The sequence below is a fragment of the Kitasatospora sp. MY 5-36 genome, assembly GCF_001182915.1.
Classification (GTDB): domain Bacteria; phylum Actinomycetota; class Actinomycetes; order Streptomycetales; family Streptomycetaceae; genus Kitasatospora.
Genome location: NZ_LFVW01000366.1, coordinates 1 through 11,991, shown reverse-complemented (window position 1 = coordinate 11,991; position 11,991 = coordinate 1). Strand labels below are relative to the sequence as shown.

General features: G+C 74.7%; 10 protein-coding genes and 1 pseudogene. 7 read left to right on the top strand and 4 right to left on the bottom strand.

The window, feature by feature from the left end; all coding sequences use genetic code 11:
- The 5 genes and pseudogenes from AE652_RS22800 to AE652_RS22780 all read left to right on the top strand — a co-directional run.
- Positions 1-515: CHAP domain-containing protein (locus AE652_RS22800; protein WP_049654443.1), on the top strand; the 515-nt coding region annotated here is incomplete at its 5' end.
- Positions 516-896: 381 nt separating this feature from the next.
- Positions 897-2,413: pseudogene (locus tag AE652_RS22795) on the top strand (S8 family serine peptidase).
- A 249-nt stretch (positions 2,414-2,662) separates the two neighbouring features.
- On the top strand, positions 2,663-3,202 hold the full coding sequence (locus tag AE652_RS22790) for a hypothetical protein (protein ID WP_159028526.1): 540 nt from the start codon (positions 2,663-2,665) through the stop codon (positions 3,200-3,202).
- A gap of 199 nt (positions 3,203-3,401) precedes the next feature.
- Positions 3,402-4,382: an endonuclease/exonuclease/phosphatase family protein gene (locus AE652_RS22785; RefSeq protein ID WP_049654440.1), complete on the top strand. Its 981-nt coding sequence runs from the start codon at positions 3,402-3,404 to the stop codon at positions 4,380-4,382.
- A 140-nt stretch (positions 4,383-4,522) separates the two neighbouring features.
- Entirely contained in the window at positions 4,523-5,734 is a 1,212-nt protein-coding gene (locus tag AE652_RS22780) for a hypothetical protein (RefSeq protein ID WP_159028525.1), read from the top strand.
- A 217-nt stretch (positions 5,735-5,951) separates the two neighbouring features.
- On the opposite strand, the gene AE652_RS49055 is transcribed toward AE652_RS22780, so the two are convergent.
- The 4 genes from AE652_RS49055 to AE652_RS22760 form a co-directional block, all read right to left on the bottom strand.
- Positions 5,952-8,300, bottom strand: a complete 2,349-nt coding sequence (locus AE652_RS49055) for an FtsX-like permease family protein (RefSeq protein WP_049654435.1) — start codon at positions 8,298-8,300, stop codon at positions 5,952-5,954.
- Positions 8,297-8,983, bottom strand: coding sequence for an ABC transporter ATP-binding protein (locus AE652_RS22770; RefSeq protein ID WP_049654433.1), 687 nt, complete (start codon positions 8,981-8,983; stop codon positions 8,297-8,299). The genes AE652_RS49055 and AE652_RS22770 overlap by 4 nt, the downstream gene beginning before the upstream one ends.
- The gene (locus tag AE652_RS22765) at positions 8,980-9,513 is read right to left on the bottom strand and encodes a PadR family transcriptional regulator (protein ID WP_049654431.1); all 534 of its coding nucleotides are present in this window, start codon (positions 9,511-9,513) and stop codon (positions 8,980-8,982) included. The genes AE652_RS22770 and AE652_RS22765 overlap by 4 nt, the downstream gene beginning before the upstream one ends.
- A 157-nt stretch (positions 9,514-9,670) precedes the next feature.
- A complete protein-coding gene (locus AE652_RS22760) occupies positions 9,671-10,927 on the bottom strand; it encodes an alpha/beta hydrolase (RefSeq protein ID WP_049654430.1) in 1,257 nt (418 codons plus the stop codon).
- 145 nt (positions 10,928-11,072) lie between these two features.
- Here AE652_RS22760 and AE652_RS22755 point away from each other — a divergent pair, with 145 nt between their 5' ends.
- Both AE652_RS22755 and AE652_RS22750 read left to right on the top strand, forming a co-directional pair.
- Entirely contained in the window at positions 11,073-11,531 is a 459-nt protein-coding gene (locus AE652_RS22755) for a MarR family winged helix-turn-helix transcriptional regulator (RefSeq protein ID WP_049654428.1), read from the top strand.
- A 110-nt stretch (positions 11,532-11,641) separates the two neighbouring features.
- The gene (locus tag AE652_RS22750; RefSeq protein WP_117484918.1) at positions 11,642-11,926 is read left to right on the top strand and encodes a hypothetical protein; all 285 of its coding nucleotides are present in this window, start codon (positions 11,642-11,644) and stop codon (positions 11,924-11,926) included.
- The last annotated feature ends 65 nt before the right edge of the window (positions 11,927-11,991 follow it).

Below are 11,991 nucleotides of genomic sequence, written 5' to 3'. Positions count from 1 at the left end.
CCGGCGGGACCACTGCCGACGCCGGCGCCCTGCGCGAGGGTGCCGCGGCGCCGGCGGCAGCCACCCTGCGGGACCGGATCGCGGCGGCGGCGCGCGGTCAGATCGGGGTCACCGAGAGCGGCTCGGCCTGCCAGAAGTACCTCACCGGAAAGGGCCAGACCTGCCGCAACACCTCTTGGTGCGCGGCGTTCGCCGAGTGGACCTGGCGGCACGCCGGGGTGAAGAGCGTCCCGACCACCCTGCTCGGGCGCGGGGTCGGCAAGTGGGGGCAGGAGCACCACCTGTTCCACACCGGCTCGCCGAAGCCCGGCGACCTCGTCGTCTACGGCCCGCCGGCCTACGAGCAGGGCGGCCACGTGGGCGTGGTGGTCTCGGTGAACCGTGACGGCACCCTGGACACCGTCGAGGGCAACGTCAGCAACAAGGTGGCCCACCGCCACATCGACCCGCGCACCGCCAAGGGCGGCGTCAAGAAGTGGAAGATCTCCGGCTACGTGACCCCGCCCGGCGCCTGATCCCCACCTCCGCGCCCCGGCCCGGGGCCGCGTCCTCCGTGGAGTGGAGGGGCGGCCCCGGGCCGGGGGGGGTCGCGGGCGGTGCGGCTGGGGGCGGGGCCCCGGGCCCGGTCACGGTGTACGTCCTGGCGACCAAGCCGTGGCGTTCCGGGGGCAGTTGTCGATCCCTGCTCTCCGGTTCGACGCGGGGCCGCGCACCTTGGCGGACGTCCGGGGGGCGTGCCCGGTGCTGGAACTCCCGGTCGCGCGGGCCGTCTTGGGCACGGTCGGCATATCGGGGCGAGGTGGTGGACAGCTTTACTCCCGTACCACCCTCATGTGCCTGCCCGGCCGTCACTCTGCTGTCGGGCGGGTCCCCCACCCTGATGATGCGGAGACCACATGGCTCGACGACGTTCCTTGCCCCGGCTCGGCCTGGCCGTCCCGGTCGCGCTGGCGCTGACCGCCTCGCTCGGCTTCCTTCCCGCCTCGGCCTCGGCGGCGCCCCGAATACCGTCCGCCGCGCAGGCCGAGGACGCGCACACCCTGTCGTACGTCGTCAACACCAGGACCGACCACCGCACGATCGCCGAGGTGCAGCGGGCCATCACCGCGGCCGGCGGCACCGTCGTCGTCACGTACGACGGGATCGGCGTCATCGTCGCCCACTCGGCGGACCCCGGCTTCGGCGAGCGGCTGCGCGCGGTGCGCGGCGTGGAGTCGGCGGGTGCCACGCGGACCGCGCCGCTGAGCGCGGCGGGGACCACCGAGGCAAGTGCCGTGCGGCGCCTGTCCGAGGCCGAGGTGGCGACGATCGCGAAGGCGTCCGGCAGCGGCACCGAACCCCTCGAAGCCGAGCAGTGGGCCCTGCGGGCGATCGGCGCGGACAAGGCCGCGGAGATCAACCCGGGCAGCAGGGACGTCACGGTCGCCGTCATCGACACCGGCGTCGACGACACCCACCCGGACCTCGCCCCGAACTTCTCCCCCTCGCAGTCCGCGAACTGCTCCAGCGGCAAGGCCGACACCACGTACGGCTCCTGGCGGCCGGTGGACGCGAACTACTTCCACGGCACGCACGTGGCGGGCACGATCGCCGCCGCCCGCAACGGCGTCGGCGTCGCGGGCGTGGCACCCGGGGGGAAGGTCTCCGGCATCACCGTCTCCCAGCCCACCCCGCGCCAGCTGATCTACGCCGAGAGCGTCGTCTGCGCCTTCGTGTTCGCCGCCGACCACGGTGTGCAGATCACCAACAACAGCTACTACGTGGACCCGTGGCAGTACAACTGCCTGGACGACCCCGACCAGAAGGCCATCATCGACGCGGTCAACCGCGCCCAGCTCTACGCGCAGCGCAAGGGCACCCTCAACGTCGCCGGGGCCGGCAACGCCAACCACGACCTGGCCTCCGACGGCTTCACCGACGGCGGCAGCCCCAACGACTCCACCCCGTCGAGCCGGACGGTCGACCCGCACAGGTGCTGGGACCTGCCCGCGCAACTGCCGGGCGTCGTCACGGTCAGCGCGACCGGCGCCAAGGGCGCGAAGGCGTACTACTCCAACTACGGCCTCGGCGTGATCGACGTCGCGGCGCCGGGCGGCGACCAGTACCAGGCCTCGGACACACCGTCCAAGGAAGGCGGCATCCTGTCGACGCTGCCGGGCAACCAGTACGGCTACGAGCAGGGCACCTCCATGGCCACTCCCCACGCCTCCGGTGTGGCCGCGCTACTGAAGTCCGCCCACCCGGAGGCGACCCCGGCCCAGTTGCAGGCACTGCTCAAGGCCCAGGCGACAACCCGGGCTGCCCGGCCGGCCCGAACGGCGACGGCGCCGCGGACCCCGTCTGCGCGGGCGGCAAGCGCGTCAACGGCTTCTACGGCTTCGGCATCGTCAACGCGCTGCGCGCGGTCGAGTAGCGGTCGAGCAGCCGGCACCGCACCCGTCCCGTGCCCGAACGCGCTGACGCCCCCGGCTGTCCAGGCCGGGGGCGTCGGCGTTCGCGGCACGCCGGGTGCGCGCCACGCCCCACAGGTCGGGCGGTAGGCCCCGGGACCTTTCGGGCGGGTGCGGGCATTGAACGTCAACTACGCTGCTGTCACCATCAGTTGGCCGATGCAGGACCGGTCCGCCGAGCGGGCGCGGATACGGGGAGGGAGGCGGCGAGGGTGCGGACGGCAACACGGATCGCGGCGGCGGTACTGGCGGTGGCGCTCCTGGCCGGAGCGGCGGCGCTGACCTGGACGCTGGCCGCGGAGCGGATGAGCGCGGCCCTGGGGCTGGGCCCGCCGGACGGCGTCGTCGTGGTGGAGGACTGCTACGAGGTGTCCGACAGCGAGGGCTACAACGACGGCACCAACTGCAAGGGCAGCTTCACCCCCGCCGGCGGCGGCGCGGACCAGGCCCGGCCCATCGTGGTACAGGACACGAGCGGAAAACACCGGGCCGGCACCCGGCTGCCGGTACGGCTGGCCAAGGGCGTGGCCCACGAACCGTCGGCATCACCCGCCATCAAGTACGGCATCGCCGCCGCCATGATCCTCGTCCTGGGCACCGTGTCGGCCGGCTGGCTGCTGACGACCGCCTGGCGCGGCCACGCCCCGGAGGGCAGCATCCTGCTCACCAGCGCCGGCGTCGGGCTCATGGCCGTAACGGTCCTGGGTATCGCCGCCGGCCTGCTCGCCGGAATCGTCGCCCTGTTCCTCTGAACCGGCCCCCGGAACGGGCGGATCCGCGTGCTGCCGGGCGTCGGTCCGCGGCCACCCGGCCGGTGGCTCCGGGCACCGGCGTCCCGCGGGGCCCGGCTTCGGCCGGTGGTGCGGAACCAGGGCCCCGGGCGCGGGCGTCCGTCCTTCTCGACGGCGGCCGGTGATCATGGCTGCCGGCCGCCGCCCTGGAAGGAGCACCGTGACGGACCGTACGTCGAAGAGCGCGTCGCCCGCCCGCCGGAGCCGTTGGCGGCTCGCCGCGCTGGTCGGGTGCGGGGTGCTGCTGCTGGGCCCGGCCGGGCTCGCGGTGGTGCGGCTGCTCGGGTGGGACGACGGCACGGTGCTGGCCCTGCCGATGGCCGGGCTGCCGTACGCGGCGCTGCTCAGCGTGCTGCTGCTGGCGGTGGTGGCGGTGCTGCGCGCCCGGTGGCTGACCGGGGTCGCGGCCGCGCTGGTGGTGCTGCAACTGTGGTGGCTGGTGCCCCGGTTCGTCCCGGACGGGGCCCACGCGCCCGCCGACGCGCCCCGGCTGCGGGTGGCGACCAGCAACAACTACATGGGGCAGGTCTCGCCGAAGTCCCTGGTCGACCTGGTGCGCGAGCAGCGGATCGACGTGCTCGCGGTCGAGGAGCAGAGCGACTCCGCCGCCGACGCCCTGGACGCGGCCGGCATCCGCACCCTGCTGCCCCACCGGGAGCGGCCGGCCGGCACCGACACCGCGCTCTACACCCGGCTGCCCGTCGGCTCCACCGCCGACCCGGCCTGGCCGACCACCAACCTGACCGTCGACGTCGGCGGCCGCCCGGTGCAGCTCGTCGCCGTCCACACCTACTACCCGCTCGGCGACGCCCGCCGCTGGGCCGAGGACCTGCACGGCCTGCGCGCCGCCGCGCCCGGACGCAACCACAACGCGGTCCTGCTGGGCGACTTCAACGCCACCCTCGACCACAAGCCGATGCGCGACCTGATCGGCACCGGCCTGACCGACACCCACGAGGAGCTCGGCGCGGGCCTCTTCCCCACCTGGCCCCAGGACCACCCCGACTACCACGTCCCGGCCGTGATCCAGATCGACCACGTCCTGCACGGGCCCGCGCTCACCGCCGTCGACGTCTCCGAGCACGCCCTGCCGCGCAGCGACCACCGGGCCGTGGTGGCCGAACTCGCCGTCCTGCGCTGAACCCTGAACGCTGGACGCGGGGAGCCGGGGGCACGCAGGCCGGGGAGCCGAACCGGGCCCTGCGGCCACGGGTACGCCGCCGGGGGCCGGTTCGGGCGAACGGCTGTCGTGTCGCGTCCGTGCCTGCCACCATGGGCGGCATGTCGCAGGAGGAACCGGAGCCGGCCGCCACATCCCGTGTGGAGAATCTCCTGGCCGGAGGGTCCGCTGTCGGCGGCTCGGTGGTGCAGGCCGGGACCGTGAACGGCGGTGTGCACATCCACGCGGCGGCGCGGCCCGCGCGGCCGCCGGGCGCCGGGACGGTGGAGGTCCTGGCCGAGTACCGCGACCCGGTCACCCAGTGGGTGGTGATCCCCGCGGACGCGGAGGTGAACGACCTCCCGGTGCGGCTGCCGGGACAGCTCAAGGGCGAGGAGGACGTGCTCGGTTGGGCGCGCGGGCACGGCGGCGCGGACTTCGAGGGCACCGTGCTGTCCGTCACGGTGACCAACCGATCGGACGCCCACCTCACCCTGCGCGACCTGCGGGCCGAGGTCCTCGACCGCGTCGAGCCGGTCCGCGGGGCGATGGTCCAGCTGCAGCCCGCCGGGTCCCGCAACGTTCCCGAGCTGGAACTCGACCTCGACCAGGAGCGTCCGGTGCTCTGGGAGGTGGACGAGTTCACCCGTCAACGGGTCGGCGCCCGCCCGTTCCTGGAGCGGACCCACGTACGGCTGGCCCCGGACGAGTCCGAACGCTTCACCGTCACCGCGCGGATCCGCCGTTCCTGCTGCACGTGGCAGCTGGCCACGGCCTTCCGCGCGGACGACGGAGCCGAGTTCACCGTCCGCCCGGAGCGGCGTTTCCGGACCACGGGGCTTCCGGTGACCGGGCTCGCCCCCGTCCTGGCCTGGCAGTGGTTCGACGAGCCGCCGGCGTTCAAGGCGTCCACGGCCTGGCACGACTGGTGCAGCCCCGGCAACCCGGAACCGGAGCTCCCGCAGGCCCCCCGCGAGTTGCGCAGGCTCGCCGGGCGCTTCGCCCCGCACCTGGCGCACTTCCTCAGCACCGGCACCACGGGCCCGGAGCAGCAGCTCAGGCTCGCCGCGGCACTGCCCGCCGTACGGCTGGCCGTCGACCTCGTCAGGGCCGAGCGCAAGAACAGGCAGGAGAGCGCCGCCCGCCTCGCCGCCGAGCTGCGCGGGCGGTTCCCGCAGGCGATCGCCGAGCAGGCCTTCACCGTCGCGCTGCTCGCCGCGGGCCTCACCCACGGGATCCCGCCGGCCAACCGGGAGCAGCTCACCGCCTACCTGACGCACACTCCCGCCGCCCAGGTCCTACGGCCGATGGTCGCCGCCGTCGCGCGGCGGTAGCGGGGGCGGTAGCGGGGCGGCGGCTGGGTGTGCGGCGGCCGCCCGGTGCCTGCTGGTGGTGGCCGTACCGGTCTTCCGTCCCGTCCTGACCGGTGTGAACCGTCTGCGGGAAGGCGTCACGCGTCGCCGGCGCGGACGCCGGCGACGCTGACGGCCCCGGGACGGTCCGCCGGGGCGGCGCCGTCCGGGTGGGGGCGGGGTTATTCGTGGGGCGGGGTTATTCGTGGCGCAGGGCGTCCGGGCGCATCAGGCGCAGGAGTTGGGGCAGGCCGAGGGCGGTGGTGAGGAGGACGGCGCCCGCGGCGGTGGCGGTCATGGCGAGCAGGGAGGCCCAGTCGGTGTTCAGGGGGACGCCGGAGGAGTACTGGAGGACCGTTCCGGTCAGGAGGCCGGCGGCGGTGGCCAGGGCCAGGCCGAGGGCCATCGGGAGGAGGGTCTGCCACAGGACGGACAGGGCCAGGACGCGTCGGGGGGTGCCGACGGCGTTCAGGACGCCGAGGACGCGGCGCTGTTCGCGCAGGCGTTCCAGTTGGCCGACCAGGAGGCTGAGGGCGACCAGCAGGAGGGTGATCGCCGATCCGGCGGTCAGCAGGCGTTTGACGGCGAGGTAGGTGGCGTCGGGGGCGGGGTCGAGCGGGAATTCGGTGCGGGCCTGGGGGTCGATCGCCATGACGGCGGTGGTGAGGTGCTCGTTCGGGTCCGGGAGCGCGTCGGCGAGGGAGACCAGGACGGTGGCCGGCTGTCCGCGCAGGGCGTCGGCGGGCACGGCGGCGGGGGTGAGCAGGAGCAGGCCCGATCCCATGCGGCCGTTGGGGTCGGCGCCCTGGACGGGGGCGACGGTGGCGGTCGGGGCGGGCAGGGGGAAGGGGGCCGGTTCGCCGGTGCCGCGGTAGTAGGCGGCGTGGACGGTCGTTCCGGGCTCGACGGGGCCGGCGCCGGGGCGGGCGGTCGGGCCCTGGAGGGCGAAGGCGTCGCCGTCCTCGCAGTCGGGCAGGGTGGCGAATCCGCGCAGGACGGCGCAGGAGGCGATGCGGACCGAGGGCAGTTCCCATGACTTGGCCGTGGCGCTCTCCAGGGAGAACTCGGTGTAGGCGGCGGTGGCCCGGATCCCGGGGCTGCGGGCGAGGCGGTCGGCGAGGGCGTCGGCGGTGGGGCCGCCGCCGGGGAAGGTCACCGACTGCCGGTAGGGGCCGGTGGTGGGCTGGGGCCGGGCGTACTGCTCGTACTGGGTGCTGATGCCGAGGAAGAGCGTCTGCAGGGCGATGGCGCCGGCGATGGCGACGACGACGCCGCTGACGGCGGTGGCGGCCGGTCCGGAGCCCGTCTGCAGGCGGCGGGTGGCGAGTTGCCAGGACAGGGGGCCGCCGCCGGCCCGTCGGGTGACGGCTTCGACGAGCCAGGGCAGGAGGGTGCAGACGCCGGTGAGGGTGAGCAGCACGCCGAACGCGACGAGGAGTGAGCCGCGGGTGCCCTGGGCCGGGTCGGAGAGGGTGAGGGCGAAGACCGTCAGGGACAGGCCGGCCAGTGGCAGCATGAGGCGCCATCCGATGCGGCGCCGGCCGGGGGCGGAGCGGCGGACGGTGCCGAGCGGGTCGAGGGCGGCCCGGCGCATGGCGAGCAGGGTGACGCCGACGGCCATGAGCGGGACGACGACGGCGATCGCGGCGGCGATGGCGGGCTGGGGTGCGACGTCCTCGGGGTAGAAGCTGAATCCGGCGAGGCGGACGCGTCCGATGAGCTGCCGGCCGAGGAGGAAGAGCGCCGTTCCCGCGGCCAGGCCCAGCACCGTTCCCACCAGGGACTCCCCCGCGGCGATCCGGGCGGTCATCCGGCGGTCGGCGCCGCCCAGGCGCAGTGCGGCGAGCCGGCGGTCGCGGCGTTCGCCGCCGAAGCGGGCGGCGGCGGCGAGGAAGACGCCGACCGGGGCGAGCATCACGGTCAGGCCGACGGCGTTGAGCAGGACCAGTTTGGGGTCCATGTCTTTGGGCGGTGAGAAGTGGCCGAACGCGGTGATCCGGACGGCGCCGGTGTCGACCGAGAGGTGGTCGCCGCCGAGGACGTAGTCGGCCTGGCCGGGTCCGAGCAGTCCGGCGGGGCCGATGGTGCCGGTCACGGGGTAGGGCAGGCGTTCGCGCAGCAGGTGGTTGGCGGGGTCCGCGAGGAGGTCGGCGAGGGCCGGGGAGACGGCCATCGTGCCGGGGGCCGGGTAGGCGGCGAGGCCGGGCGGGAGTGCGGCGTTCGGGCCTTCGGGTTGGACGACGCGGCCGCGGACGGGGGTGCCGTGGAAGGTGGTGTCGGCGGTGGCGACGAGGACGGTGCGGTCGCCGGGGGTGGGCAGGTCCTCGTCCCGGAAGGTGTCGTTCTGGGTGTAGAGGCGCTGGTCGCGGTGGTGGACGAGGCCGGGGAAGGAGGCGGTGAAGAGCAGGAGGGCCACGCCGAGGCCGACGCCGCAGGCGGTGAGCAGCAGGCGGCCCCAGCCGTCCCGTCCGCTGGTGACGGCGAGCCGGGCGCCGAGGGCGAGTTGGTCCAGGTGCGGTCGGCGGACCCGGGGGTCGGTGGCGCTCACCGGGTGGTGGCCAGGTCGCGGGTGCGGCCGTCGCGGACGACGATCTCGCGGTCGGCGTAGGCGGCGACCCGTACGTCGTGGGTGACGAGGACGACGGCGGCGCCGCTCTCGCGGGCGGCGCGGGTGAGCAGTTTCATGACGCGTTCGCCGTTGAGGGAGTCGAGGGCGCCGGTGGGTTCGTCGGCGAAGACGGCTCGGGGGCCGGTGATCAGGGCGCGGGCGGCGCCGACGCGTTGGCCCTGGCCGCCGGAGATCTCGCCGGGGCGTTTGGCGGCGGTGTCGGCGACTTCCAGGCGTTCCAGCCATTCGGCGGCGCGGGCTTCGGCGGCTTTGCGGCGGGTGCCGTTCAGGCGCAGCGGGAGGGCGACGTTCTCCAGGCAGGAGAGTTCGGGGACGAGTTGGCCGAACTGGAAGAGGAAGCCGAAGTGGGTGCGGCGCAGGGCGCTGAGTTCGCTGTCGGTGCTGGTGGTGAGGGAGCGGCCCTGGTAGGTGATGGTGCCCTGGTCGGGGCGGGTGATGCCGGCGAGGCAGTGCAGGAGGGTGGACTTGCCGGAGCCGGAGGGGCCCATGACGGCGACGAGTTCGCCGGCGGCGACGGTGAGCGAGGCGCCGGCGAGGGCCGGGGTGGGGCCGAAGGACTTGTGCAGGTCCTGGGCGTGGAGGAGGGGTTCGGCGGTGGTCAACGCTGGGTCTCCGTCAGGCGGGCGGTGAGGTCGTCGAGGCGGGCGGCGGTGAGTTCGAGCCAGCGCAGGTCGGCTTCGAGGTGGAACAGGGCGTGGTCGCAGATCAGTTCGTCGGCGAGGTCGCCGGCGAGTTTGCGGCGGGTCAGTTCGCGCATGGTCCGCAGGTGTTCGGCGCGTTGGGTGTCGAGGACGTCGACGGCGGAGCGGCCGGTGAGGATGGCGAGCACGACCTTCTGGTAGAGGGTGCTCTGCAGGTAGGGCTGCGGGTCCTCGGGGTGGGCGAGCCAGTCGGCGAGGTCGGTGACGCCGGCGTCGGTGATGGCGTAGCGCTTGCGGTCCGGGCCGCCGCCGGCTTCCACGCCCTCGACGACGACGAGGCCGTTCTTCAGCAGGCGGGAGAGGGTGGCGTACACCTGTCCGTAGTGCAGGGCGCGGTCGCGGCCGAAGTGCTCGTCGTAGAGGCGTTTGATGTCGTAGCCGTGGCGGGGCTGGGCTTCCAGGAAGCCGAGGAGCATCTGTCCGAGTGACATGATCAAGGACTATACACACCATGTATACATGGCATGTATAGCGAGGTGCGGGGCTGCCGCCGACGCGGGCTCCTCCAGCCCGGGGCCGCCCCCGGGCTCGGGGGAACGCCCCGGGGCGTGGAGGCACCCCGGGGCGTGGCCGTCCGTCCGCGAAGGGTCAGCCGCGGCGCAGCGCGGCGAGCGGGGCGGGGGCGGTGCCGAGCCACCATGCCGGGTCGGCGCTGCCGTCGGTGGTGCGGCCGTCGCGGTGGACGTAGTGGCGCACGTCCCGTCCGGGGTCGGTGAACTCGCCGGCCAGGGCCCGCTCCAGCCACTCCGCCCCGAACCGGAAGACCTCGGCCGCCACTCCCCCGAGCGGGTGGAACTCGTCCTCGTAGACCCGCAGCTCCTTCGGCGCCCGGATGCGCTCGAAGCTCTCCAGGGCCTGGGCGAGGTCGGTGAGCTCGTCGAACTCGCCGATGCCGTGGAGCACCGGGCAGGCGATGTCGGCCACCAGGTCGCCGAGCGGCATGCGGTGGGCGAGGTCGTGGTCGAAGGCCTCCTCGTCGGTGTACCCGGCCATGTACATGTAGTTGTTCTTGAAGGTCGGCTGGGCGCGCTCGAAGATCGTGGCGAAGTCCCCGGTGACGGCCTCGAAGGCGGCGAGCGCGGCCAGGCGGCGGTCGGCGGCGGCCGCCCGGGAGCCCCAGTAGCCGCTCATCGAGATGCCGAACATGCCGATCCGGTCGGCGTCGACCTCCGGGAGCGCGGCCAGGTGGTCGAGGTAGCGGCCGATCGCCCGCTCGTAGTTGCCGAGGTCGACGGTCAGCCCGCCGGCGCGGCTCTCGCCCTGGCCCGGCCCCTCGATGGACAGCGCGACCATCCCGCGCGAGGTGTAGTAGCGCTCGGCCGCCCAGACGTAGTCCTCCTTGATCATGTCCATCCCGGGGCCGAGAATGACGGCCGGCGCGTTGCGGACCGGCCCGGCCGGCAGGTGCAGCAGGGCGAAGATCCGCGAGCCCTCGAAGTCCAGCTCCACCCGCCGCACCCGGCCCTCGCGCAGCGCGCCCAGGCGCTCCACGCAGTGGTTGGCGTGCTCGCGCATGGCCGCCTTGCGCGGGTCGGCGGCGTCGAAGAGCGAGTACTGCGCCCGGCCCCACATCACGGCCGCCCTCAGGTAGAGGTCGGCGGCGGTCTGCGCGAAGCCGCCGCGCTCGTGGTGGGCGGCGCGCTCCTCGGCCTGGCCGGCCACCGTCGCCCACGCCTTGGGCAGCATCGCGCCGCTCCTGACCAGGGCGAAGACCTTGGCGAAGTCGGTGTGGTCGTGGCCCAGCTGCTCCATGGTGCCGACGGCCTCGGGGTGCAGCGCGTCGAAGCCGCCCTGGGCGAGGGCGATGTCCAGGGCCCAGCTCTGGCCGGTGGAACGGACGGTCATGACGGTCTCCTCTACGGGGTCCGACGGGGGGATCCGGTTGCGGGTCCCCCGGCGGGATCCGATTGGCTAAGCACTTAATGAATAAGTACTTAGCTATTAAGTCCCGAGGCTAGGCTGCTGTCAACCCGACGAAGAGGACCGACCAATGGCCGAGCCGCCACCCACCGACGACCGCGCCCGGGCGCTCGACCGCCTGGCGCGCGCCGCCTACCGCCTCAGCGCCGCCGACGCCCGGCTGCGCGGACGCGCCACCCGCACCCCCGGCGCGCTCTCCCTCACCCACGCCCGGGCCCTGCGCACCCTGGCCGAACAGGGCCCCCTCAGCATCGGCGGGCTCGCCGCCGGCACCGAGACCACCGGCGCCGCCACCACCCAGCTGGTCAACGGCCTGGTCGCGGCCGGCTACGTCACCCGCACCCGCCAGCCCGAGGACAAGCGCTCCGTCCTGGTCGCCCTCACCGACACCGGCCGGGCCCTGCACGACCAGCGCCAGCGGGCGCTGGCCGACGCCCTGCACGGCGACCTGGGCGACTACGACGACGACGCCCTCGACCGGGCCACCGAGGTGCTGCAGCGGCTGTCCGCCGTCTACGACCGGCTGTGACGCCGTGAACCAGCCGGAGCGGGGGCGTCCCTGACGTCCGGGGGCACCGGGGCTGGGCCGGATGCCGCTGTGCGGGTGCAGGGGGGCGGCGTTGCGGCGAGGTTGTGGAGGTGGACACCGTCATCGTGCTCGAACCCGATACGCCGACCAACGTGCGGATCCTCGGCCCCGGCCGCGTGCCGGCGGACCCCGAGAACCCGGTACGGATGGCGCACGCCGCCCCCGCGGAGGCCTCGGGCGTCTGCGGGCCGCTCACCCTGTGCGGCCTGCGCACCTCCGAGATGACCCTCGCCCCGCACCGCTCCCCCGGGCCCGGCCGGCCGCGCTGGAACACCTGCGGGGCGTGCCGCGACGCCGAGGGGGGCGCGGCGGCCCGCGCCCCCGGTCCGGCGTAACCCGGCCCGGCCCCGGCCCCGGCCCGGGCGGCCGCCCGGCGGGGTCAGGGGTCAGGGGTCAGGGG

Coding starts and splice junctions, on each gene's coding strand:
- AE652_RS22765 (WP_049654431.1), bottom strand. CDS start 9,513: ATGTCACTCGGACAGATGCTCCTCGGCTTCCTGGAAGCCCAGCCCCGC.
- AE652_RS22760 (WP_049654430.1), bottom strand. CDS start 10,927: ATGACCGTCCGTTCCACCGGCCAGAGCTGGGCCCTGGACATCGCCCTC.
- AE652_RS22780 (WP_159028525.1), top strand. CDS start 4,523: ATGTCGCAGGAGGAACCGGAGCCGGCCGCCACATCCCGTGTGGAGAAT.
- AE652_RS22755 (WP_049654428.1), top strand. CDS start 11,073: ATGGCCGAGCCGCCACCCACCGACGACCGCGCCCGGGCGCTCGACCGC.